Origin of the sequence: Terrabacter terrigena, from assembly GCF_042676085.1 — a bacterium.
GTDB lineage: Bacteria > Actinomycetota > Actinomycetes > Actinomycetales > Dermatophilaceae > Terrabacter > Terrabacter terrigena.
In genome coordinates, this window is record NZ_JBHTKH010000001.1 from 497543 (window position 1) to 520732 (window position 23190).

Below are 23190 nucleotides of genomic sequence, written 5' to 3' on the forward strand. Positions count from 1 at the left end.
GTGCCTTGGGTGCGAGGGCGGGCAGGTGGTCGGGCGAAGCCCGGTGGCGGCCACCTCGGGCCGCCTGCGGCAACCATAACCCGCGCGTGCTGCGAGGCCGCCGGGCGATACCGCACCGTGACCCCGGGTTTCCGTCCGGCGGCACGTCCGGGTCGGCGCGACCTCGCCATGACACGGCACGACCGGGCCGGCGGCACCGTCCGGCCCACACGTGCGGTCTCGCAGCGGACGGCATACGGCAGCATGGGGGCGTGAACGCGCAGCCCGTCATCGACCCTCTCGCCATCGCCGCCCTGGACACGGAGCGCCACGTCGCGGCCGCCGGCTGGGACCAGCCCGCCCGGCTCTTCGCCCTCGTGCGCACCTCTGACCTGCTCGAGCGCGAACCCCAGCTGCGCGACCAGATGGGCCCCGCCGACCTGGCCGACGGCGCCCTCACCGCGGTCGAGCAGGAGGGCCTGCCGACGACGACCTCGCTCGAGACGCTGCTCGGACGGCTTGCGTGGCCCGACGAGGTCGACGGCTGCGCCTTCGCCATCGAACGCATGGTCGTGCCACCCGAGGCCGAGCGCGACCTGCCCACCCGCGGCGACGAAGCGGTCGACCACCTCGCCGGCCACCCCGACCGCAAGGACGTGCGGCTCGTGGTCGCGGTGCTGCGCGACGGGTCGTCCATCTGCCTGCTGCGGCAGCGCGACCACGACTCCGACGACGCCGTGGCGACCGGCAAGGACATCGCACCCGGCCTCGTCGAGGCGCTCAAGGCGACGTTCGAGGACTAGTCTCGCTCAGCCGCTCGGCCGGCCCTCGCGTGACGGGGTCAGCAGCGCGGCAGTGAGCCGGTCTGCCCCTTGGCGACCGACTCGACCGCGGTGCGGGCGTCGTCGAAGGTGCCGACCTTGAAGACGTCGAGCCCGTCGGGGACGTGACCGACCACCTCGTCGCAGTTGTCGGCCGGGGCGAGGAAGAACTGGGCGCCGTCGGCGCGGGCGCCGGCGAGCTTCTGGTGGATGCCCCCGATCGGGCCGACCTTGCCCTCGTCGTCGATGGTGCCCGTGCCGGCGATCTGGCGCCCGCCCGCCAGGGGGCCCGGCGTCAGCTTGTCGTAGATGCCGAGCGAGAACATCAGGCCGGCGGAGGGACCACCGATGGCGCCGGCGTCGATCTTCACGGTGGCCGGGAAGTCGTGGTCGAGGCCGAGCAGCACCCCGAGTGCCGTGCGGCCGCCCTGCCCCGCGATGGTCGGGACGTCGAGCTTCTCCTGCTTGCCCGACCGCGTCACCGTGAGCGACACGGTGTCGCCCGGCCGTGACTTCTGGAGGGCGTCGCGAACGGCCTGCGTCGAGGTGATCGAGTCGGACCCGATCGCGGTGATGCGGTCGCCGACCTTGAGGAGGTCCTTGGCCTTGGACGAGTCGGTGAGGCCGGCGACGGCGATGTGGGTCGGGACCTCCTTTCCGATGGCGCGCAGGGCCACCGCAGTGGCCTCCTCCTGCGACCCCTCCATCTGGATGGCGTTCTCCTCGGCGACCTGCTCCTTCGTGACCTGCGGGTCGAAGATGTCGTCGACCGGGAAGACGTCGCGAGCCGGGTCGACCCAGGCCTGCAGCACGTCGAAGGCGTCGACGGGGAAGCCTGGCCCGCCCTCGACGCGAACGGTCGTGAAGCGCAGCGCGCCGTCGGTCGGGTAGGTCGGCAGGCCGGAGACCGAGATGATCGGCGTGTTCTTGCCGTCGGCGGAGGTGCCGAGGGTGTCCTGCGTCGGGCCCGGGCTCATGACGGCATACGGGAGGTGGACGACGGATCCGGCGACGATGACAACCAGGAAGAAGAAGAAGGCCGCGAGCACGGCCTTGTTGCCCCGGGTGAGCCTGCCCCGACCCTCGCCGTCGAGCAGCTCTGCGCGGGTCGGCGCCTCGGTGCCGGGTGGCTGCTGGGTGCCGGGTGGCTGCTGGGTGCCGGGTGGCTGCTCGGGGACGCGCTTGATCGTCTTCACGGCAGGCCCACCCACTCGTCGGCGCCGTCGGCGAACTGCTGGTGCTTCCAGATCGGGATCGTGGCCTTGAACTCGTCGATCAGCTGGCGGCACACGTCGAAGGCCTCGCCGCGGTGCTCGGCACTCACCCCGACGACGACCGCGATGTCGCCGACCTCGAGGTGACCGACGCGGTGCACGACGGCGAGGCGCACGGCGCGCCCGTCGGCCGCAAGCCGCTCGGCCAGGCTGCGAGCGGTGTCGGCCGCCTGCGGATGGGCGGAGTAGTCGAGGTGGGTCACGGCACGATCGGCGGGCGCCCCCTGCGTTGCACCGGCACCGGCGTCATCGGGCTCGGCGGCGGGGCCGTCGTGGTCGCGGACGGTGCCGACGAACAGGCACACACCACCGGCCCGCGGCGAGGAGACGCTCGCGAGCACCTCGTCGACCGACAGGGGCGTCTCACGGATCTCGGCAAGGGTGACCGTCACGCGGGCAATGGTATGCCGCCGAGGTGACCGCTGCGGCCCACCGACTCCGCGGACCACACCCCACCGGGGGAACCAACGACGTCGATCCGTGGTTGTCTTGGGTGTACGGCCGAGTGGCCGTCACGAGACCAGTTCGAGCGGGGATGAGCACGCATGGCCGACGACCGCGGACGCGGTGACGACAACAGCAGCGACCGGGACGACGACAGCGCGGACGACCGGGACGAGCAGCAGCCTCGTCACCCTGACCGTGCCCCCGGCGAGTCCCCCTTCGGTCTGCCCCTGGGCAGGCCGGCATCGGGTGCGGGCTCAGACGACGCCGGGCCGGGCGACATCCTGCCCGACCTCGGCGGGATGGACCCGTCCGACCTGGGCGCGATGCTCGAGAAGGTGCTCGGCGAGGCAGCCGAGAACCCCGACCTCGCGGAGGCGATGCGCTCCATGGGCGTCGACCCCAGCGACCCCGCGACCCAGGCCGCCATGCGCGCCCAGCTGGGCACCTTCATGGCCGCGCAGCAGTCACCGACCGGCTCCCGCGACCTCGCCACCGAGGTCGCCCGCCGACACGTGCTCACCGTGGAGGGCAACGACGTCCACGACGACACCGCCGCGCGAGCCGTGCACGAGGCCGTCGCCGTCGCCACCCTGTGGCTCGACGAGGCCACCACCCTCGACTCCCCCGCCTGGCGGGCGACCGGCCTGAGCCGGGCGGGGTGGGTCGACGCGACGATGCCCCGCTGGTTCGAGCTCATCGAGCCGGTGTCCGACGGCGTGACGGCCGCGACGTCGGACGCCATGCGCAAGCAGGTGGGCGAGCTCGGCCCGGAGGCCTTCGGCGAGGCCCTTCCCGAAGGACTGCCGCCGGGGTTCGACCCCCAGCAGATGGTCGAGCAGTGGGCGCCGATGCTCGGCAACCTCAGCCGCCAGATGTTCGCGGCGCAGCTCGGTCAGGCCGTCGGCACTCTCGCCACCGAGGTCGTGAGCGGCACCGAGGTCGGCCTGCCCCTCACCGAGCCCGGCCTGGTCGCCCTGCTGCCCGGAAACGTCGCGCAGCTCGCCGACTCCCTCGAGCTCGACGTCGCGCAGGTCCGGCTCTACCTCGCCGTCCGCGAGGCGGCACGCGTGCGCCTCTTCTCGGAGGTCCCGTGGCTCGGACCGCAGTTGCTCTCCGCCGTCTCCGACTACGCCCGCAACATCACCATCGACACCGACGCCATCGAGTCCGCGCTGTCGACGATCGACCCCTCCGACCCCGAGGCGCTGCGCACCGCACTGCAGGGCAACCTGTTCCGCCCCCAGCCCACCGCCGCCCAGCGCACCGCCCTCGGCCGGCTCGAGACGCTGCTCGCCCTGGCCGAGGGCTGGGTCGACCACGTCACCGACCGCGCGACGGCGGCTCACCTCCCGCAGTCGGCAGCGCTCGCAGAGACCATCCGCAGGCGTCGCGTCGGCGGCGCGGCCCAGAAGACGTTCGCCGGCCTCGTCGGCCTCGAGCTGCGTCCGCGCCGCCTGCGTGACGCCGCGAACCTCTGGGCGGCGCTGGAGAGCGCCGGTGGCCAGAGCCTGCGCGACGGTCGCTGGGCCCACCCCGACCTCGCCCCCACCTCGGCCGACCTCGACGACCCCATCGGCTTCGTCGAGCGTGCCACCGGCAGCGGCGCTGCCGACGCGCAGCCCGTCGGTGGTGACCTCGGCGACGGCATCGGCGACGGGTTCGGCGACGACCTCGACTCGGTGCTGAAGGGAATCCTCGACGAGGCCGACCGCGAGCGCCGGGGTGAGCCACCCGCGGGCCCCGGCGCAGGACCCGACGACACACCCGACGAGCCGGGTGAGCCCGGCGGGACCCGGTGACCGCGTCGAGTCCTGCCTGGCGCCTGCTGCACGACGACGCCGTCGCGCGCCTCGAGGGGTGGATCGCTCCGGACGACGAGCAGGAGCAGCTGCGGCTCGCCTATCTCGACCACCTGGGTGTCCATCCCGACGCGATGAGCAAGACCGGCCCGCCGGCTCACCTCACGGGAAGCGTCATCGTGCTCGACGAGGCAGGCGAGTCCGTCCTGCTGACCCTGCACCGACGGGCTCGGCAGTGGTTCCAGTTCGGCGGCCACTTCGAGCCCGGCGACGAGTCGGTCTGGCACGCGGCGACGCGTGAGGCCCGCGAGGAGTCCGGCATCCCCGAGGTGACCGCCCTGCCCGAGATCGTCCAGCTCGACCGGCACGTCCTCGTCGGCGACTTCGGCACCTGCCGCGAGCACCTCGACGTCAGGTTCGCCGCTGTCACCGCCCGGTCGACGTCGGCAGCGGTGAGCACCGAGTCGATCGACGTGCGCTGGTGGCCGGTCGACGCCCTGCCGGAAGGCACCCGCGACGAGCTCGGCCCCCTCGTCGCGGCTGCCGCCCGGGTCATCGGTCCCTGACGGACCCCGAACGGGTCACATCGGCCTTTCCGGCACACCGAACTGCTGCGGCACGGTGTGATCTGCGTCATGCCGTTCCGTCACTCGAACCACATCAGTCACATGGGTCACAGTCCCCGACTCGGGCAGTTCGCGCGCAGCACGCCGTGGGAGGCGCAACCCACCGGCCTGCGATCGCGGTGAGGCTGACCCGCACGGGTGCAGCCGGGAGGACGCCCGGGCCGTGCACGAGACCTGGCGTGGATCTGGTCGCAGCCGGGCACGGCCGCGGCGGCGGACGCCCGCGGCGAGGCTCCGTCAGGACCGGAGGACGGGGCGGTGCCCGCCGCACGACAGACCGCCTCCGAAAGCCTTCGGGACGGGTCAGTCGTCGCTGAGGTCGAGCCCCGCTGCAGCGGAGACACCCTGCAGGTAGCCGCGCGCGCGTTCGAGCCGGGGATAGCCGCGCAGCAGCTGCCAGAACTCGGGGCCGTGCCCCGGCTGCAGCAGGTGTGCCAGCTCGTGGAGGAGGACGTAGTCGACGACCCACGCCGGCATGCCACGGAGCTTGTCGGACAAGCGGATCGAGCCCTCGGCGGGCGTGCAAGAGCCCCAGCGGGAGTTCTGGTTGCCCACCCACCGCACGCTGGAGGGGACGGCGCGCCCGCCCAGGTGCTCGCGGGACAGCGCGAGGGCTCGCTGCTCGAGATCGCCGTCGGTGCGTTGCCGGCGCTGCTCGGAGGCGGCGACGCGCGCGACCATCGTGCGCACCCACTCCCCCTCCTCGGCCTGGCTCATGCGCGCAGGCACGAGCACGACCAGCCGCCCCTCCTGCCGGTAGGCGGACACGGTGCGGCGGCGCTTGGCGCTGCGGCGGACCTCGACGGTGACACCGTCGACCACCGTGTGCACCACCTCGCGCCGCGTCGTCGCCATGAGGGCAGGGTAAGCCCGCCGACCGACAACCGGCCGGAGCACGGCACCGACACGTCCGCGCACGCCCGGCATACCCCATCGCCGGCGGCCACGCCAAGCGGGGATGAGCATGATTTCGTGCTCAGCGTGCTCTAGGGTTGAACGAGTCGAGGCGCCCGTCGGATGGGCGCCGTCAACAAGGAGACACCAATGGCTGACGAGACCTACAAGGGCGAGTTCTACTGCGTGAAGTGCAAGGAGAAGCGCGAGGCCGAGGGCAAGGTTGTCGTGTCCGACAACGGTCGCCGCATGGCCAAGGGCCAGTGCCCCGTCTGTGGCACGAACCTCAACCGCATCCTGGGCAAGGCCTGACAAGGTCGCGCCGGCGTCGCTGACGCCGCAGATCGAGGGGGCGGGACCACACGGTCCCGCCCCCTTCGTGCGTGCGCGCAGGCAGGCGGGAGGGGCCGTATGCCGCCGGGTGCGCAGGCGGTCGGGTGGCCGCGACCGAAGGGACCTGGTGAGGACACCTGCCCACGACAGCCCTCGACGGTACCTGTGGACGACGGTCGCGGCGGGCGCCGCACGGCTGCGAGCCTGACGACCGAGGGTGGTGCCGCAGGCGGCACCACCGGGTCAGGAGGTCCCATGTCTGCTGCCGTGCCGCCCCACCCGCGCGTCCCCGTCTGGCTGCGCCCGCTGAGGCGACGACGCGACGAGGTGCAGTTCGGGGTGCTGCCCGGGGGTCCGGTCGTGAGGGGCATCAGCGTGGCCGAGGCCGACCTGCTCGCACGGCTCGACGGTGCGCTCCCCCTCGCCTCCACCGACCGCGTGGCGGCCGAGGCCGGAGTGCCGGTCGATCGCTGGCGCACCCTGCTCGAGCTCACCCAGCACCTCGGCATCCTCGTCGACCGCGAGAACGACGGCTCTCCCGCATCCGGCACCGAGCCGTCTCGCGTCGTCGTCGACGGCTCCGGCGGGCTCGCCTCCGAGATCACGGCCGCCCTCTCACGCAGCCACGTCACCGTCGTGCACGGACGGGCCGCCCTCGACCGCACGGTGGCGGCTCCCGAGCGGCCCCGCCCCGACCTCGTCGTCCTCATCGGGTCACCGGTCGTCGACCCCCGCCGTGGCGACCTCTGGCTGAGACACGGCATACCGCACCTGCCGGTCGCGCCGGCCGGCCCGCGCACCGTGGTGGGGCCGCTCGTCGACGCCTCACCTGCCGCGCCGTGCCTGTGGTGCCTCGACCGGCACCGCGCCGACCGCGACGACGCGTGGCCCACCGTGATGAGCCAGGCCGCCCCGCCCCGGCAGCTCGCGCTCGCCGGGGGATCCGACGGCGTTCACGAGACGCTCCCGCCGGGCCTCACCCACATCGTCGTCGGCACGGTGACACTCCTCGTGACAGGTGTGCTGCAGGGGCATCCGCCGCCTGCCGGCGTGTCCGTCGAGGTGAGCCTGCCGTGGCCACGCATGGACCACCGACGCTGGCCCACGCACCCGCTCTGCCTCGCACACCCCGTCGCTCACCCCACCGCTCTCCCCGCCGCGGTCGGCGCAGACGTCGACAGGGCGGCACGGGCACGCTCGCAACGGTTGCGGGCGCGTACGACATAGAGTCGGGGGCGGGAACGGGCCCGGATGCGGCACGCCCCCGACCACCCGCCGTCGCCCTCGCCCCGGCGGGGCGGATGCCGTCGAGCCAGCCGAGGAGGTGTGCCGTGACCGACCTGCCGCGCAAGGCCGTCGTGCGCTCGGCCAAGCTCGCCTCGGTGCCGCTCGGGTTCGCCGGCCGCACGGCCCTCGGCATCGGCAAGCGCCTCGGCGGCCGCCCCGCCGAGATCGTCGCCGCGGAGCTCCAGGCCCGCACCGCCCAGCAGCTCTTCCAGGTGCTCGGCGAGCTCAAGGGCGGGGCGATGAAGTTCGGGCAGGCGCTGTCGATCTTCGAGGCCGCCCTCCCCGAGGACCTCGCGGTGCACTACCGGGCGACCCTGACCAAGCTGCAGGACAGCGCACCGCCGATGCCGACGAGCTCGGTCCACGGCGTCATGCGTACCGCGTTCGGCACTCGGTGGCGCAGCCGCTTCGAGTCCTTCGACGACCACCCCGTCGCCTCGGCCTCGATCGGTCAGGTGCACCGCGCGGTGTGGAAGGACGGGCGCGACGTCGCCGTGAAGATCCAGTACCCCGGCGCCGGCCCGGCGCTGATGAGCGACATCCGGCAGATCAGCCGGGTCGCGAAGGTGGCCGCCGGCTGGGTGCCGGGCATCGAGCTCGGCCCCATCCTCGACGAGCTGCGCGACCGGATGGCCGAGGAGCTCGACTACCGGCTCGAGGCCGAGTCCCAGGCGACCTTCGCCGCCGCCTTCGACGGCGACCCCGACTTCCACGTGCCGCACGTCGTCGAGGGCCGCGAGCACGTCATCGTCTCGGAGTGGCTCGATGGCCTGCCGCTGTCGCGCATCATCGCCGAGGGCACGCAGGAGCAGCGTGACACCGCCTCGCAGCTCTACCTGCGCTTCCTGCTCGCCGGACCTGCGAGGGCGGGCCTGCTCCACGCCGACCCGCACCCGGGCAACTTCCGCATGACGCCCGCAGGGCGCCTCGGCGTCATCGACTTCGGCGCCGTCAACCGGCTGCCCGACGGCATGCCGCCCGAGATCGGGCCGCTGCTCACGACGGGCCTCGAGGGCAGCGCCGAGGACGTGCTCGAGGGCCTGCGCGAGATCGGTTTCGTCAAGAGCAGCATCGACCTCGACCCGCAGCGGCTGCTCGACTACCTCGAGCCCTTCATGGCGCCGTTCCGCACCGACACCTTCGCCTTCAGCCGCGACTGGCTGCGCGGGGTCTTCGCCCACATCAACGACCCACGGCAGCCCAACTACGCCGTTGCCTACAAGCTGAACCTGCCGCCGGAGTACCTGCTGATCCACCGGGTCTGGGGCGGCGGCATCGGGGTGCTGAGCCAGCTCGGCGGCACCGTGCACGGGCGTGCACTCGTCGACGAGCTGCTTCCGGGGGCCGACCTACCGCCGGTGGGCGACCCGAGCTGAGCGGCGGGGCCCCGGGGCGACGGGCGAGGGGGGCCGTCACCACCAGACGGGGTCGAGCTTGCTCTCGATGGAGCGCAGGTTGTCGCGGCTGCATCGCTCGCACGTCCAGGTGGTGCGCCCGCCGTCGGTGCCGCGGCTCCAGGTGAGACGGGCGGCTGCCTGCTGGTCGGCCGGCGGGGTCGTGCCACAGCTCGAGCAGACGAGCACCGGGGCGATCTCTGAGGTGTCCATGGGGTTCTCCCTTCTCCTCACTCCCAGTATCCGCCGGGGGCCGTGGCTGTCGTGGAGCCACGCGGGAATCGTGCACCCGCGCGGGAGCGCGGTCAGGGGGTCGGGCGCGCGGGAAGGCCCCCGGACATGAGGAACCGCGGGTGACGTGCGCGTCACCCGCGGCTCGCTCACTCGATTCAGTTGTCCTGCTACGCGCCCGGCGGCGCGCTCGTTCACTTCTCGTTGTGGCGTCGACTGGCGCGGATCTCCAGGGCGATCAGCCGGGCGCTGCGACGGATGCCGCTGCGGTCCTGGCGCTGACTGCGCTGGTTGATCCGGTCGCGAGCCAGCAGTTCGAGCTGGTTCATGACGATCTCCTGGTCTGTGAAAACGGTTGGTGTTCAAGGTTGTTGGCGCCTGGGTCATGCGTCTTCACGCAGGCTCAGGCAGCCACGGGGTGCTTGCGCGGACGTCCGCGGGGCCTCTTGCGAGCCACGACCGCGCCCTGGACGAGCAGCTGCCCGCCCCAGACGCCCCACGGCTCCTGGCGCTCGAGGGCGCCGGCGAGGCACTGCGTCCGTGCGGGGCAGAGCCCGCAGAGGGTCTTGGCGAACTCGACGTCCTCCGGTCGCTCGGCGAACCAGAGCTCGGCGTCGTAGTCGCGGCACGGGATGGTCTCGCCGACCTGCTCGGCCTCGGTCCTCATGTCGATCAGTTCGCTCAGCTGCATCGTCCTCACCTCCGTCTCCGGGGCCCCCACGGCCGGGCGCCCCTGCTCACTCGTCTCTGTCCTGCTCTCCGTGCGTGTCCGAAGGTCTGCACCGACGGTGCGCGACTCGGTCCTGCTGCTCGGCATCCGAGGAGTCATCTCTTGTGTCCCTGATCTGTCGGCGCCCGATGGGGCGCTGCTGCGGTGTCGGTTACTGCGGTGTGGGGCGGCAATCGTTCGGGAGCTGCTGGAGCTTCCCGGGGAAACACGAAGGCCGCGGACCCGGTGATGTCGGGTTCGCGGCCTGGAGGTGAGGCTTCTGGGTCTGTGTCAGACCGGGGGCCTCCCAGAGCGGGAGCGAACGACATCGATGGTCTTGTAGGCGGAGGCGGACGTGCGGCCGAGAACCGAGACGTCTCCCGTGATCGGGGCGCGGAAACCGGCAACGCGGCCGCCCATGACGGCGGCGACGGACACAGTGGTCCCCTGGGCCTCGAACGTGGAGTCCGCAAGACGGATCTGGCCGGCTGCGCGCGGACGCACGGAAAGGACGCAGGTTGCTGCGTTCATCGTCATCGTGGTGATGTCCATCTGGCCGACCCTCCTATCTGCTTCTTGCGGGCCCCAGCCGGCTACCTGAGCCACTGGGCTTGACGTCCTAAAGGGTACGCGTGCCCGTTGCGGGCGAACAACTCATTTAACGAAGTTTTCGAGACAATTTTTCGTGGGCAGCTGCTAGCCGGTCGATTCCTTTGCGGCAGAACGACTTTCGAGCAACTCTTGCGGGTCGGCGCCACCCAGGATGGCCAGCACGTCGCTGCCGTACTGCTCGAGCTTGCGCGCGCCGACGCCACTGATCGTCGACAGCGCCCCTTCGTCGGAGGGCGCCTCCTCGGCGATCGCGGTGAGCGTCGCGTCCGTGAAGACGACGTATGCCGGCACGCTCGCCTCGCGGGCGACGGCCAGCCGCCAGGTGCGCAGGCGCTCGAACGTCGCCTCGTCGTAGGTGGGCGGGCAGTCGTCGCAGCGGCCGACCTTGCGCTGCGCGGCCGAGACGAGCTCGGCGCCGCAGCCGCGGCAGTGCGCGAGCCGCGCGACCTTCGGGGCGGTGCGCTTGGAACCACCAGACCGGGCCTCGCTGCGCGCCCCCTGCCCGAGGATCCCGGCGGCCGGAGCGAGGAACCGCGAGACACGGCGGGTGGCCCGGGCGCCGGGGGTGCGGGCCCCCGACCACGAGAGGAAGAGCTGCTTGCGGGCACGGGTCAGGCCTACGTAGAGCAGGCGGCGCTCCTCCTCGATGGCGTCGGGCCCCTCGGCCATCGAGATCGGCATGAGGCCGTCGGAGGCGCCGACGAGGAAGACGGTGTCCCACTCGAGGCCCTTGGCCGCGTGCAGGCTCGCGAGGGTGACGCCCTGCACGGCCGGCGCGTGCTGCTCGGCCGCGCGGCGGTCGAGCTCTGCGACGAGCTCGGGCAGCCGCGCGTCGGGTGCGGCCGCCGCCATGTCGTCGGCGAGGGTCGCGAGCGCGCTCAGCGACTCCCACCGCTCACGGGTGGCGCCGCCACCGGATGGTGGCTCGTGCGACCACCCGGCCCCGGTGATGACGTCGCGTGCGATCTCGCCGAGGGACTTCTCGCCGTCGTCGCTGCGAGCCGCACCCCGCAGCAGGAGGATGGCGTCGCGCACCTCCTTGCGCGCGAAGAACCGCTCGCCCCCGCGCACGAGGTAAGGCACGCCCACGTCGGTGAGCGCCGACTCGAAGGCCTCGGACTGGGCGTTGGTGCGGAAGAGGACCGCGATCTCGGCCGCCGGGTGCCCGGAGTCGACGAGGGCGCGAATGCGATCGGCCACCGCCCCCGCCTCGGCGGGGTCGTCGGGGTAGGAGGTGAGCTGCGGGTCGGGGCCCGGCTCGCCCTGGGCGAGCAGCCGCACCGCACCCTCGCGGGCCGCCTGGGTGCCCGAGGCGACGATCGTGTTGGCCAGGCCCACGATCTGCGGGGTCGAGCGGTAGTTGCGCACGAGCCGCACGACCTGCGCCTTGGGGAACCGCTTCGAGAAGCCGACCAGGTGCTTGGGGCTCGCGCCCGTGAAGGAGTAGATCGTCTGGGCCGGGTCGCCGACGACGCAGAGGTCGCTGCGCTCCCCGAGCCACTGGTCGAGCAACCGTTGCTGGAGGTCGTTGACGTCCTGGTACTCGTCGACGACGAACTGGCGGTACTGCCCGCGCACGGTGCGCGCGATGTCCTCGCGCTCGTCGAGGATGCCCACGGTCAGCAGCAGGACGTCCTCGAAGTCGATGACCCCGCGACGCTGCTTGACGTCCTCGTAGGCCTCGAAGAGCCGCGCCATGGCCGTGAGGTCGAGACCCGGGGGCTCGCGGCGCTGCTCGCGGGCGCGGGCGGCATACGACTGCGGCGTCAGCAGGTTGACCTTGGCCCACTCGACCTCGGCGGCCAGGTCGCGGATGGTCGTGCGGTCGAACTGCATGCGCAGCCGGCTCGCGGCCTCGGCCACGGCCGGCGCCTTGTGGCTCATCACCTCGGGGGCCGCGCCGCCGATCGCCTGGGGCCAGAAGAAGTGCAGCTGGCGCAGCGCAGCCGCGTGGAACGTGCGGGCCTGCACGCCCGCGACGCCGAGCCCGCGCAGACGGGTGCGCATCTCGCCGGCGGCGCGCGCCGTGAAGGTCAGCGCGAGCACGCGCTGCGGCTGCTGGGCACCCGAGTGGACGGCATACGCGATGCGGTGCGTGATGGCGCGGGTCTTGCCCGTGCCCGCACCCGCGAGGATGCAGAGCGGGCCGGGCGGCGCGAGTGCGACCTCTCGCTGCTCGGGGTCGAGCCCCTCGAGGATCTGGTCGGCGGAGGCGGAGGTCAGGAGCGATCACCCTTCGCGATGGCGAGTGCCCGGGCGGCGTGGTCGGGCACGTGGTTCTGGGACTCCTGGGGCGGGCGCTCGTAGCCGCGAGGTGCGGGCCGCTCGGGGACCGCCGGCACGTCCGGCGTCATGGCGACGTGCGGGATGGAGCCCAGGAGGTGGTGCATGACGTTGACGCGCGAGCGCCGCTTGTCCTCGGACTCGACGACGTGCCACGGGGCCCACTCGGTGCTCGTGGCCGCCATCATGTGGTCCTTGGCCTCGGAGTAGTCCTCCCAGCGCGTGATCGACTCGAGGTCCATCGGCGAGAGCTTCCACTGGCGCATGGGGTCCTTGGCGCGCGAGCGGAAGCGCCGCTCCTGCTCGACGTCGGACACGCTGAACCAGTACTTGCGCAGGATGATGCCGTCGTCGACGAGCATCCGCTCGAAGACCGGCGCCTGCTCGAGGAAGCGGGTGTACTGCTCGTCGGTGCAGAAGCCCATCACCCTCTCGACGCCGGCCCGGTTGTACCAGGACCGGTCGAACAGGACGATCTCGCCGGCCGCGGGCAGGTGCGCGATGTAGCGCTGGAAGTACCACTGGGTCTTCTCGCGGTCGGTGGGCGCCGGCAGAGCCGCGATGCGTGCCACGCGTGGGCTGAGGTACTCGGTGATGCGCTTGATCGCCGACCCCTTGCCCGCGGCGTCGCGTCCCTCGAAGACGACGACGACGCGCTGACCCGTGGCCCGCACCCACTCCTGGAACTCGACGAGCCCCGCCTGCAAGCGCCTGACCTCGGCCTCGTAGACGTCGAGGTCCATCTTCGGGGGTCGCTTTGCGCCTTTGCGGGCCATGGGGTCATCCTTGCATCGAGGGACGACGTCAGAGGGACCCGTCCCCAAGGTCTCACCCGCGCCGACGGGACTCCGACGCGACTCCGACCGGACGCCACCAGCACGACGAATGGGAACCGATGCCCGAGCTCACCCCGCTCACGCCCGACGAGGGCACGATCACGATGTTCACCACCACGTGGTGCGGCTACTGCACCCGGCTCAAGGGCCAGCTGTCGCGTGAGGGCGTCCCGTTCACCGAGATCGACCTCGAGGCCAGTCCCGAGCACGTCGACTTCGTCGAGCGGGTGAACGCCGGCAACCGCACGGTGCCCACGGTCGTGTTCCCCGACGGCACGGCCGCGACGAACCCCTCGCTGGCCGAGGTCAAGCAGCGCCTCGCCGGCTAGTCACCACCTGCGGCTGGCGCCCCCGACGACCGACTCGACCGTCGACCCGAGCCAGCGCTCGATGATCCGCTTCGCGATCGAGATCCCGCTCGGGGTGCGGATGGCGTCGCTGCGCAGCAGGTCGCGGTACTCCTCGCGCGTCACCCACCGCGCCTCGGCCATCTCCACCGGGTCGATCGTCAGCTCGGTCTCCCGAGTGGTCGCCGCGAACCCGATCATGACCGACGAGGGAAACGGCCACGGCTGGTTGCCCAGGTATCGCGCGGAGTCGATGGCCACCCCGACCTCCTCCGCGACCTCGCGGGCGACCGCCAGCTCGAACGACTCCCCCGGCTCGACGAAGCCCGCCAGGACGGAGAACCGCCCTTCCGGCCAGTGGGCCCCGCGGCCGAGCAGCAGCCGGTCGTCGGGGTCGACGACCGACATGATGACCGCGGGGTCGGTGCGCGGGTAGTGCTCGCTGGCGTCGCGCACGCAGCGTCGCACCCAGCCGGCCTCCACCGGCTCGGTCGGCGCCCCGCACCGTGGACAGAAGCGGTGCGTGGCGTGCCAGTGCGCCAGGGCGAGTGCGGTGGTGAAGACACCGGCGTCACGCGGCCCCAGCGCCTCGCCCGCCTGCCGCAGCGTCAGCCAGCCGCCGGCCTCGGGGTCACCAGCGCCGGCGGACGACCCGTCGGGCCCTTCGCCGGCGGGCTCTTCCGGCGCCACCACGCCGACGTATGCCGTTCCGGCGCCGTCCCGTCCGAGGTGCACTGCCAGCCGCGTGCGGTCCTCGGGCTCGGGCGCCCGCAGCACGAGGCCGAGCGAGCCGTCAGCCGCCGTGGGGTCCGTCGCCACACGCATACGGTCGCCTCGCACCTCGGCGACGAGCGTGCCCGGTTCGTCGAGCAGCTCGGCGAGGACGTCGGGTCGCCCTCGCTCGCCGGCCACCCGGTCCAGGGAGCTGCGTGAGAGTGCCAGGTCCGCCAGGGTCTCGTCGGTCAGCGCCACGCGGCCCACCCTAGGACGGCTTCGCCCCGGCACGTGAACGACCCTGCCCGGGCGCTGCCTCCCACGCTCGACGGCCCGTTCGACTTACCGTGGACGCGTGACCCGCAGCCCGCTCTTCCTCGCCGCCCTGGCGAGCTCGGCCGTCCCGGGTCTCGATCCGGTGTCGGTCGAGGGCGTGCCCAGCCGGTCCGGTGACCTCTTCGAGATCGCCTACGTGCAGGACAGCCAGGACCGCCGCTGGGTGGTCAAGTGCCCGGTGACGCCGGCCGCCGGAGCCATGCTCGACGACATCGCCGCGCTCTCGAGCCTGCTCGGCCGCCGGCTCGACGTGGCCATGCCGATGGTGCGCGGTTTCGCCCCGGTGCCCGAGGGGCGCGCAGCCGTGTACCTCCGGCTGCCCGGTCGGCCCCTCGACTTCGCTGGGCTGCAGCCGGGGCGGCTCGCCGCCGAGGTCGGCCGCTCGCTGGCACACATCCACAACGTCGAGCACCTGCTCTTCGAGGAGGCCGGGCGCCCGACCTACGACGCGGAGGCGCACCGGCGACGCCAGCTGTCCGAGCTCGACCGCGCCGCGGCAACGGGGCACGTGCCCACGGGGCTGCTGACGCGCTGGGAGCATGCGCTCGAGGACGTCTCACTGTGGCGCTTCGCGCCGAGCGCGGTCCACGGCACGTTCACGGGGCCGAACGTCCTCGCGTCGTTCGACGACGAGGACGACTCCTCCACCGGACGAGTGCGCGGCGTGCTCGCCTGGGAGGAGAGCCGCATCGGCGACCCCGCCGACGACTTCGCCGACCTGACCAGGGAGGCTTCGCCCGAGACCCTCGACGCCGTGCTCGAGGCCTATGCGCAGTCGCGGGTGGAGAGGCCCGACGTCCACCTCGTGCGCCGCGCACGGCTCGCCGCCGAGATGGCTCCCCTGCGCACCCTGCTGCACGCGCTCGCCTCCGGCCGGCTCGACGTCGTCGAGCGCACCGCCGACGAGCTGCGCGCCCTCGACGCGCGCATCGAAGCCGACGACCGGCGCCACGCGCGGGAGGACGCCGCGCGCAGCGAGCGCACCCGCGAGGCGCGTGAGCGCGCCGAGGCGGTGCTCGACCCCGACGACCCCGAGCGTCCTGAGCCGGCGTGGGACGCCACCCAGCCGCACACGCCGTTCCCGATGCTCGGCGAGACACAGGCCATCTCGACGACCGACCTGCTCGACGACCGGCACCCCGCCGCCGCCTCCGACGAGCCCGTCAGCTCCGCACAGGCTGAGCCCGCACAGGCTGAGCCCGCACAGGCTGAGCCCACAGTGCTCGAGACGGCAGCGCCTGGTGCCTCCGCAGCAGAGCCCACACCTCTGGTCGCCCCCGACGCGGGCGCCTCCCCGTTCGAGATCGACGAGGTGGAGGCGCTGCCCGACGATGACGGCGACCTGCACGACGGCGCCTCGGACGTCGTCCCGCTGGTCCGGCACGAGCACGGGACCGACGTCCGCCGCCACTGAAGGCCGGTCAGCGTCAGGCGGGCCACGCGGGCCACGCGGGTCACACGGGTCACCCGGTCAGGCCGGCAGGGTGCGCAGCAGCTCCACGAGGTCGGCCTCGCCCGGGACCTCGGGTCGCACGGTGACTCCCTCGGCCGCGTAGTAGAACGCTGCGTCGACGTCTCTGGCGTCGACGCCCCGCAGCCGGGCGAAGGCGACGGCGTACGCCGCGAGCTGGAGGGCACGCACGCGGGCATCGCGACCCGTGGGGCGTGCGCCTGTCTTCCAGTCGACCACCGTCCATCCGCCGTCGTCACGCGCGAAGACCGCGTCGATGCGGCCGCGCACCGCGATGCCGTCGATGATCGTCTCGATGGACAGCTCGATCTCGTCGGGCACACGATCGGCCCACTCGCTCGCCAGGAAGCGCTCCTTCATCACGTCGAGGTCGGTGTCGTCGGATGCCCCCTCGTCTGCGCTGCCGGGCAGGTCGAGCAGGTCGACCATCGCGGCGCGGGAGTAGTGCTCCTCGATCCAGGCGTGGAACGCCGTGCCCTGACGGGCTGCCACAGCCGGAGCGCTGGGCATGGGGCGGCGTAGGTTCATCGCGAAGGCCTCGACGTCGCGGGCCAGCGAGACCACGGCCGAGGCCGACAGGTGGCGGGGCACGTCGACGACCGGCTCGCCGCGCGAACGGCGGGCGGCCTGCTCGGCGAGGAGGAGGCGCAGGTCGTCGAGGCGGGGGTCGCCCGCAGGAGGCACGTCGCCGGATCGCACGGCCTCGGCGAGGCGGTCGACGACCCCCTCGAGGGCGGCGCGGCGGTGGGCCATCGGGTCGTGCGGCCAGACCGCCGAGACGGGGTCGACGAGGTAGGGGTTGGTCGGCGCGACGGCGCGGCCCCTGGAGTCCTCGACGGGCTCGGGCGCCGGGTGCCAGACCTGCTGGGTGACTGCGTCACCAAGTGCGTCGCGGATCTCGAGGAGGAAGCGGCTGGGCACCGAGAGGGTCTTCTTCGTGGCGCCCCACACGTGGGTGGTGAGCAGCACGTCGTTGCGAGCGCGGGTCACGGCGACGTAGGCGAGGCGACGCTCCTCGGCCACGGCGTGCCGGCCGCCACCGAGGGCGAACTCCTCGATGGCGACGCCGAGCTGCTTGCGGTCGGGGACGCTGCGCCAGTCCAGGTGCGGCAGCCCGTCGCGGTCGCCACGCAGGTCGTAGGGCAGGGAGTCCAGCCCCACGAGCCAGCCCTTGTCCTTGGGGGTGCCCGAACAGGCGTACTCGGGCGGGTCGGAGTCGTCGACGAGCGACACCGAGGTCGACGCGTGGTCTGGGAACGCCCCCTCGACGAGCGCGGGGATCGCGACGACGTCCCACTCGAGGCCCTTGGAGGCGTGGACCGTGAGGACCTGGACGGCGTCGGCCTCGGACTCGGTGTGGCCGGCGTCGAGACCGCGCTCCTGCTCACGCGCTGCGTCGAGCCACGCTAGGAAGCCGCTCAGGGCGGGCCGGTCGGCGCTCGTGGCGTAGCGGGCAGCCACGTCGGCGAAGGCATCGAGGTGCACGCGAGCCGTGGAGGCGGTGTGCTCGTGACGGGCCAGCACCTCGATGTCGAGGCCGAGGGCGACCTCGGCCTCGGCGACGAGGTCGACGAGGGGCAGGGCCGTGAGTCGCCGCAGCCGGCGCACGACGTCGGCCAGCCCGTGCAGGCGACGCAGCGCCTCGGCACCGATGCGGGCACCGTCGCGCGCCACCCAACCGGGGCGCGGCAGCTCGTCGAGGGCCTCGACGAGCGTGGCCGTGTCGGCGCTGTCGGAGGCCAGGTCGCTGCCCCGCCGGTCGTCGTCGGGGCGGTCGTCGTCGGGGCCGTCGTCGTCGGAGCCTTCGTGGTCGGACGGCAGACCGGTCGGACCATCGGCGGATCGCGCGACGCGGGGCGGCTCGGGCGTCGACACCGCTGGGGCGGGGCTCTCGAAAGCCGTTGCAGCAGAACCGGACTCGTCGTCTTCGAGAACCTCGCCCGGCCGGCGCGGACCGGCCGGCCTGTCGTGCAGGTCGCGGGCCCACGCCCAGAGGCCGGCGAGGTCGGCCGCGCCGAGACGCACGACGGGGCCGGTGAGCAGGCGCATCAGCTGGTCGCCTCGGGTGGGGTCCTGGACGACCCAGAGCGCCGCGACGAGGTCGCTCACCTCAGGGGTCACGAGCAGGCCTCCGAGGCCCACGACCTCGACCGGCAGGTCTGCGGCCCGCAGCGCCTCGATGACGAGTGGGAACGACGAACGGCGCCGGCACAGCACGGCTGCGGACCGCCCGGTGCGCCGGCCGCTCGGTGAGCGCCAGCGCTCGGCCACCCAGGCGGCGACGTGCGCCGCCTCCGCCTCGGCGGACTCGAGTCGGTCGATGGTCACGGTGCCCGGGCCGGCTCCCGGCCGCGCCGTCAGCGGCTGGACGTGCGCCGTTGCCAGAGGGGCCGCCGTGACGTTGGCGGCCGCGAGGATGAGCTCGTCGTTGCGCCAGCTCGTCGAGAGGGGCAGCACGTCGGCGGGGCCCCGCGGGCCGGCGAACTCGGCGGGGAACCGCAGCAGCGTGGTCGCGCTGGCTCCGCGCCAGCCGTAGATCGACTGGTTGGGGTCGCCGACGGCAGTGAGGGCGACAGCCGGGTCGTGGAAGAGGCTGCGGAGCAGCGTCAGCTGGGCCTCGGAGGTGTCCTGGAACTCGTCGAGCAGCACGGCCGTGAACCGGTCGCGCTCGATCTGGCCCACCTGCGGCATCGTCGACGCCAGCCGGGCGGCCAGGGCGATCTGGTCGGCGAAGTCGAGCGACTCGCGAGACCGCTTGAGCTCGAGGAACGCCTCGACGATCGGCAGCACGAGCCGCCGCTCGCGCAGCACGCCGAGCACCTCCTTGGCGGGCGCGAGGCTGCCCTTCCCGTCACCGTCGGGCAGGGCGTCGAGTCGGGCCAGCACGTCGTCGAGGTGCGCCATCACCTCCGCCGGTGTGCGCACGTGCTCGGCCATCTCTCCGGCGAGCGACATGACGGCGTCGATGATGTTGCTCTCGGACCGTGTCATGCCGTCCATGGGGCCGTCCCACCGTGAGACGGACTCGGCGGCCAGCTGCCAGGCACCGGCCTCGGTGAGGACCCGGAACTCCGGCTCGATACCGACCCGGAGGGCGTGCTCGCGCACCAGGCGGCCGGCGTACGAGTGGTAGGTGGAGACGGTCGGGGTGCCGCCGAGCACCTCGGCGCCGGTGCCGTCGTCGTCAGGCGGGGTCCACAGACCGGCGCGCTCGAGGCCGCGCAAACGCTTCCCGATGCGCGCGGAGAGCTCGGCCGCGGCCTTGCGGGTGAAGGTGAGGCCGAGCACCTGGTCGGGCGTGACGATCTCGTTGGCGACGAGCCACACGACTCGCGCGGCCATCGTCTCGGTCTTGCCCGAGCCGGCGCCGGCGACGACGAGGAGCGGCCCGGGGCCCGCCTCGATCACGGAGGCCTGCTCTGGTGTCGGCGGGGGCAGCTCGAGGGCGACGGCGATCTCGTGGGCGGAGTGACGCACCGTCGTCGTGGTGCGGTCGAGGGTCTCGGTCACAGTGCGTCACCTTCCGGCTGGACCGGGCACGACGAGCGGACGGGGCAGGTGCGGCAGGTGCTCTGGGACGCCGTGAACGTGGCCGCCCCCATGCCTTCGGCCGTGCCCTCGACGAGCGCTCGCGCCCACGTCGGGTCGCCGACCGTCGTGACGGCCTCCTGGACCATCACCGCCGGCTGGAGGCCGGCGAGCCCACCCTTGCCGATGAAGACGAGTGCGGCACCGGCGCTGCGCTCGCCGAGCTCCGCGAACCCGCCCTCCTCCACGGCCACCTGGTAGGCGCCGAGCTGGCCGTGCTCGGCGAGGTCGGCCTTGGTGGGCTTGCTCGTACCGGTCTTGAGATCGACGATGCGCAGCCCGCCGTCGCGGTCTCGCTCGATGCGGTCGACGCGTCCCGCGACCACGGCGCGGCCGACCTGCACGCGGAACGGGGTCTCGACCCCCACTCGCTCGCGCTCCCGCTCGGCCACGTCGCGGTAGCTGACGAACCTGGCCACCATGTCGTGGGCCTCGCGGCGGGTGCGCTCGGTGACCCAGCCGGGTGGCAGCCCGAGCCGACCCCATCGCGCGTCGACCTCGGTGTCGAGCTGGTCTCGTGATGCGTCGGGCTGCTCGGCGACGATGTCGTGCACGAACGTGCCGACCGACGCGGCTCCGAGCTGCACACCCTCGCCCCCCACCGCCGTGAGGAACCAGCGCAGCCCGCACTCGTTGAAGTAGGTCACCTTGGACGGCGAGACGTGCACGGGCTCGTCGGCGGCCCGGACGGGGCGGTCGCTCGTGACGTCGCGCAGGGCCCACCACGTCGACGGGTCGGCGCCGCGGACGCCCTCGCGGGCGGCGACTGCGAGCAGGGCGAGGGCGCGCTCCGCCACGCCCGGGTCGGGGCTCGTGACCTCGCGGCGCAGCTCACCGACGAGGCCGGGAAGCGTCATCGTGCGGGCGACCTCGCTGTGGGGGCGCACCTCGTCGGCGAGGCGGGTGCGAGCGGGCGGGTCGACGAGGTCGAGGTAGACCGAGGGCTGCTCGTCCTCGTTGCCGACCGCGGTCACCAGGAGCCGCTCGGTGGCCCGCGTGACGGCGACGAGGAAGAGTCGGGTCTCGTCGTAGCGCACCGCCGCCTGCGCTGCGCGGAAGCCGACCGGCCGCTGGGCGACGACGTCGACGAGGTCCTCGGAGCCGAGCACCGAACCGCGAAGCCGGAGGTCGGGCCACACGCCCTCCTGGACGCCGGCGACGACGACGATGCGCCACTGTCGCCCGGCTGCCGTCTGCGGCGTGACGAGCGAGACGCGGCCGCCGGACTGGCCGCCGACGAGCAGGGTGTCGCCGGGAACGTCCTGGCCACGGATGTGTTCGAGGAACGTGTCGGGCCCCGCCGTCGGAAGCCGGTCGACGAACGCGCCGGCGGCGTCGAACAGGGCGAGCACGGCATCGAGGTCTCGGTCGGCGCGCTCGCCCGTCGAGCCGCCGGCGAGGGCGGCGCGTCGCCACCCCTCCGCCACTGCCGCCCCCTGCCAGATGGCCCAGAGCACCGACTCGGCGTCGACCCCGGTCGCCCACCGGCCGTCCTCACCCAGGCGCGCGGCGGCCGCTCCTGCTGCGAGGGCGGCGGCCACGCGGGCAGCGGGTCGGGCGACCCCGCCCAGCAGCGCCGCACGGGGCGCATCGAGGAGCAGCTGCCCGAGCAGCTCGTCGCTGGAACGGCCCCCACCCGACTCCAGCTCGTCGTGGCGCAGCAGGCGACGCAGCCGTCGCAGGCCCACGGTGTCGGCGCCCCCGATCGGGGACAGCACGAGGTCGGCCGCGCGCACCGGGTCGATGACGTGCTGCTCACCGCGGTGCTCGCCGCGAGCGACCTCGAGGCTCTCGGCGAGCAGCTGGAGCAGGGGGCGGACCGCGCTCTCGTCGCGCACCGGGGTCTCGGCGCTGCCGGCCTCGACCGGGACGCCGGCCTGCCCGAGCAGGCGGCGCATGGTGTCGGCCCGGGCCGAGCCACGCACGACGACGGCCATGTCGGTCCACGGCACGCCCTCGACGAGGTGCGCCCGACGCAGGAGCGCAGCGACGTGGGCGGTCTCCTGGGCGGCCGAACGGAGCAGGGCCACCTCGACCGTGCACCGGTCGGTCTCGGCCGAGGACGCCGCCATGCGCCGCTGCTCGCCGCCTCCGAGCGCCCCGATGCGCCGCGAGACGCGGTCGGCGACGGCGGTGAGCGCCGGGCCGAGCCGGTGGCTGCGGTCGAGCACGACGGTCGCCGTGCCGGCGTGCCCGCTCGGCCCGGGGTGGCCGGACGACAGCTCGGGCTCGATGAAGTCGAGCAACGTCGGCTCGTCGCCCAGGGCATAGGGGCTGCGACGGACCTCGCCGAGCTCGCTCCACCCGCTCGCGAGGAACCGGGGATCGGCACCGCGGAAGGTCTGCACGGCGACGTCGGGGTCGCCCAGCAGCACGATGCGTGGTCCACCGCGGGCCACGACCCGCAGCAGACGCGCGGCGGCCGAGGTCAGCTCCTGAGCCTCGTCGACGACGACGAGGCCCACGCGCTCGTGCAGCCGGTCCAGGGCCGAGGGGTCGTCGTCGAGCAGCTCGGCTGCCGCCGTCAGCACCCAGGCGGGGTCGTAGGAACCGTGCCGGCTGAACGAGGTGACCTGGTCGTACTCGCGCAGCACCTGGGCGGCCGCCACCCACTCGGGCCGGTCGTGCTGGGCACCGAGCCCGGCGAGGTCGTCGGGACCGAGGCCGTGCTCGACGGTGCGCATGAGCAGGTCGCGCAGCTCGTTGCGGAACCCGCGGGTGCGCAGCGCCTCGCCCAGCCCGGCTGGCCACGTCGGGCCGGGCACGTCGCCGGACTCGTGCCCGGCCAGCAGGTCGCGCAGGATGACGTCCTGCTCGGGCCCGTTGAGCAGCCGCGGGGCCGGCTGGCCGTGCAGGGCGGCCTCGGCGCGCAGGATGCCGAACCCGAACGCCTGCCACGTGCGGGCGAGCGACTCGGTGGACGTGCCGTCGAGACGGGCCGTGACCTGCTGGCGCAGGCCGGCTGCCGCGCTGCGGCTGGAGGTGAGCATGAGGCACGCGTCGGCCCGAAGCCCGTGCCGGCGCACCGCGTCGACGACCAGCTCGACGGCGAGGGTCGACTTGCCCGTGCCGGGACCACCGAGCACCCGGAGCACCCGCGCGCCGGAGTCGAGCGCGGCCTGCTGACGCTCGTCGAGCCGCACCGCCGCCGAGACGAGGGCGGGAGCTCGACGGAGGATGACCACCCGCAGATTCCATCACGGGACACC

General features: G+C 73.4%; 20 protein-coding genes. 8 read left to right on the forward strand and 12 right to left on the reverse strand.

Annotated features, from left to right (window positions below; genetic code table 11):
- The first annotated feature begins 251 nt into the window (after nt 1–251).
- Nucleotides 252–782, forward strand: a complete 531-nt coding sequence (locus tag ACFQ2V_RS02295; RefSeq protein WP_386050372.1) for a PPA1309 family protein — start codon at nt 252–254, stop codon at nt 780–782.
- A 38-nt stretch (nt 783–820) separates the two neighbouring features.
- On the opposite strand, the gene ACFQ2V_RS02300 is transcribed toward ACFQ2V_RS02295, so the two are convergent.
- A complete protein-coding gene (locus tag ACFQ2V_RS02300; RefSeq protein WP_386050374.1) occupies nt 821–1996 on the reverse strand; it encodes a YlbL family protein in 1176 nt (391 codons plus the stop codon).
- A complete protein-coding gene (locus ACFQ2V_RS02305) occupies nt 1993–2466 on the reverse strand; it encodes a molybdenum cofactor biosynthesis protein MoaE (RefSeq protein WP_386050375.1) in 474 nt (157 codons plus the stop codon). Before ACFQ2V_RS02305 ends, ACFQ2V_RS02300 begins: the two co-directional genes overlap by 4 nt.
- 153 nt (nt 2467–2619) lie before the next feature.
- Between ACFQ2V_RS02305 and ACFQ2V_RS02310 the strand changes: the two genes are divergently transcribed.
- A complete protein-coding gene (locus tag ACFQ2V_RS02310) occupies nt 2620–4320 on the forward strand; it encodes a zinc-dependent metalloprotease (RefSeq protein ID WP_386050377.1) in 1701 nt (566 codons plus the stop codon).
- Nucleotides 4317–4886, forward strand: a complete 570-nt coding sequence (locus ACFQ2V_RS02315) for an NUDIX hydrolase (protein WP_386050379.1) — start codon at nt 4317–4319, stop codon at nt 4884–4886. The genes ACFQ2V_RS02310 and ACFQ2V_RS02315 overlap by 4 nt, the downstream gene beginning before the upstream one ends.
- A 363-nt stretch (nt 4887–5249) precedes the next feature.
- Here the strand turns inward: ACFQ2V_RS02315 and ACFQ2V_RS02320 are convergent, their stop codons facing one another.
- Nucleotides 5250–5801, reverse strand: coding sequence for a M48 family metallopeptidase (locus tag ACFQ2V_RS02320; protein WP_386050381.1), 552 nt, complete (start codon nt 5799–5801; stop codon nt 5250–5252).
- A 189-nt stretch (nt 5802–5990) separates the two neighbouring features.
- On the opposite strand from ACFQ2V_RS02320, the gene ACFQ2V_RS02325 reads away from it, so the two are divergent.
- From ACFQ2V_RS02325 to ACFQ2V_RS02335, 3 genes are all read left to right on the forward strand, one after another.
- On the forward strand, nt 5991–6152 hold the full coding sequence (locus ACFQ2V_RS02325; RefSeq protein WP_020143053.1) for a DUF5679 domain-containing protein: 162 nt from the start codon (nt 5991–5993) through the stop codon (nt 6150–6152).
- 276 nt (nt 6153–6428) lie between these two features.
- Nucleotides 6429–7400, forward strand: coding sequence for a hypothetical protein (locus tag ACFQ2V_RS02330; RefSeq protein WP_386050383.1), 972 nt, complete (start codon nt 6429–6431; stop codon nt 7398–7400).
- 104 nt (nt 7401–7504) lie between these two features.
- Nucleotides 7505–8836: an ABC1 kinase family protein gene (locus ACFQ2V_RS02335; RefSeq protein ID WP_386050384.1), complete on the forward strand. Its 1332-nt coding sequence runs from the start codon at nt 7505–7507 to the stop codon at nt 8834–8836.
- 36 nt (nt 8837–8872) lie between these two features.
- Here ACFQ2V_RS02335 and ACFQ2V_RS02340 read toward each other — a convergent pair whose 3' ends face one another.
- The 6 genes from ACFQ2V_RS02340 to ppk2 all read right to left on the reverse strand — a co-directional run bounded on the left by ACFQ2V_RS02340 (nt 8873) and on the right by ppk2 (nt 13465).
- The gene (locus tag ACFQ2V_RS02340) at nt 8873–9067 is read right to left on the reverse strand and encodes a hypothetical protein (RefSeq protein ID WP_386050385.1); all 195 of its coding nucleotides are present in this window, start codon (nt 9065–9067) and stop codon (nt 8873–8875) included.
- Between the two features lie 212 nt (nt 9068–9279).
- Nucleotides 9280–9414, reverse strand: a complete 135-nt coding sequence (locus tag ACFQ2V_RS02345) for a hypothetical protein (protein WP_386050387.1) — start codon at nt 9412–9414, stop codon at nt 9280–9282.
- 74 nt (nt 9415–9488) lie between these two features.
- Nucleotides 9489–9776, reverse strand: a complete 288-nt coding sequence (locus ACFQ2V_RS02350; RefSeq protein ID WP_386050389.1) for a WhiB family transcriptional regulator — start codon at nt 9774–9776, stop codon at nt 9489–9491.
- A 309-nt stretch (nt 9777–10085) separates the two neighbouring features.
- Entirely contained in the window at nt 10086–10346 is a 261-nt protein-coding gene (locus ACFQ2V_RS02355; RefSeq protein WP_386050391.1) for a hypothetical protein, read from the reverse strand.
- A gap of 144 nt (nt 10347–10490) precedes the next feature.
- On the reverse strand, nt 10491–12605 hold the full coding sequence (locus tag ACFQ2V_RS02360) for an ATP-dependent DNA helicase UvrD2 (protein WP_386051037.1): 2115 nt from the start codon (nt 12603–12605) through the stop codon (nt 10491–10493).
- Between the two features lie 20 nt (nt 12606–12625).
- Nucleotides 12626–13465 carry a polyphosphate kinase 2 gene (gene ppk2, locus ACFQ2V_RS02365; RefSeq protein WP_386050393.1) on the reverse strand — a complete coding sequence of 280 codons (840 nt, stop codon included), beginning with the start codon at nt 13463–13465 and terminating at the stop codon, nt 12626–12628.
- Between the two features lie 119 nt (nt 13466–13584).
- Here ppk2 and ACFQ2V_RS02370 point away from each other — a divergent pair, with 119 nt between their 5' ends.
- On the forward strand, nt 13585–13854 hold the full coding sequence (locus ACFQ2V_RS02370) for a mycoredoxin (RefSeq protein ID WP_386050395.1): 270 nt from the start codon (nt 13585–13587) through the stop codon (nt 13852–13854).
- Here the strand turns inward: ACFQ2V_RS02370 and nudC are convergent, their stop codons facing one another.
- Entirely contained in the window at nt 13855–14844 is a 990-nt protein-coding gene (nudC, locus tag ACFQ2V_RS02375; protein ID WP_386050397.1) for an NAD(+) diphosphatase, read from the reverse strand. It lies immediately after the preceding gene.
- 97 nt (nt 14845–14941) lie between these two features.
- Between nudC and ACFQ2V_RS02380 the strand changes: the two genes are divergently transcribed.
- Nucleotides 14942–16336, forward strand: a complete 1395-nt coding sequence (locus tag ACFQ2V_RS02380) for a phosphotransferase (protein WP_386050399.1) — start codon at nt 14942–14944, stop codon at nt 16334–16336.
- Nucleotides 16337–16393: 57 nt separating this feature from the next.
- Here ACFQ2V_RS02380 and ACFQ2V_RS02385 read toward each other — a convergent pair whose 3' ends face one another.
- Together ACFQ2V_RS02385 and ACFQ2V_RS02390 are read right to left on the reverse strand one after the other, a co-directional pair.
- Complete coding sequence (locus ACFQ2V_RS02385; RefSeq protein ID WP_386050401.1) at nt 16394–19903, reverse strand: ATP-dependent helicase; 3510 nt, start codon at nt 19901–19903, stop codon at nt 16394–16396.
- A complete protein-coding gene (locus ACFQ2V_RS02390) occupies nt 19900–23166 on the reverse strand; it encodes an ATP-dependent helicase (RefSeq protein ID WP_386050403.1) in 3267 nt (1088 codons plus the stop codon). The genes ACFQ2V_RS02385 and ACFQ2V_RS02390 overlap by 4 nt, the downstream gene beginning before the upstream one ends.
- Nucleotides 23167–23190 lie beyond the last annotated feature (24 nt).

What these genes read in the sequence shown, in the direction of transcription:
- ACFQ2V_RS02310 (WP_386050377.1), top strand. Translation starts at nt 2,620, where the DNA reads ATGGCCGACGACCGCGGACGCGGTGACGACAACAGCAGCGACCGGGAC.
- ACFQ2V_RS02320 (WP_386050381.1), bottom strand. Translation starts at nt 5,801, where the DNA reads ATGGCGACGACGCGGCGCGAGGTGGTGCACACGGTGGTCGACGGTGTC.
- ACFQ2V_RS02325 (WP_020143053.1), top strand. Translation starts at nt 5,991, where the DNA reads ATGGCTGACGAGACCTACAAGGGCGAGTTCTACTGCGTGAAGTGCAAG.
- ACFQ2V_RS02330 (WP_386050383.1), top strand. Translation starts at nt 6,429, where the DNA reads ATGTCTGCTGCCGTGCCGCCCCACCCGCGCGTCCCCGTCTGGCTGCGC.
- ACFQ2V_RS02340 (WP_386050385.1), bottom strand. Translation starts at nt 9,067, where the DNA reads ATGGACACCTCAGAGATCGCCCCGGTGCTCGTCTGCTCGAGCTGTGGC.
- ACFQ2V_RS02345 (WP_386050387.1), bottom strand. Translation starts at nt 9,414, where the DNA reads ATGAACCAGCTCGAACTGCTGGCTCGCGACCGGATCAACCAGCGCAGT.
- ACFQ2V_RS02350 (WP_386050389.1), bottom strand. Translation starts at nt 9,776, where the DNA reads ATGCAGCTGAGCGAACTGATCGACATGAGGACCGAGGCCGAGCAGGTC.
- ACFQ2V_RS02355 (WP_386050391.1), bottom strand. Translation starts at nt 10,346, where the DNA reads ATGGACATCACCACGATGACGATGAACGCAGCAACCTGCGTCCTTTCC.
- ppk2 (WP_386050393.1), bottom strand. Translation starts at nt 13,465, where the DNA reads ATGGCCCGCAAAGGCGCAAAGCGACCCCCGAAGATGGACCTCGACGTC.
- ACFQ2V_RS02370 (WP_386050395.1), top strand. Translation starts at nt 13,585, where the DNA reads ATGCCCGAGCTCACCCCGCTCACGCCCGACGAGGGCACGATCACGATG.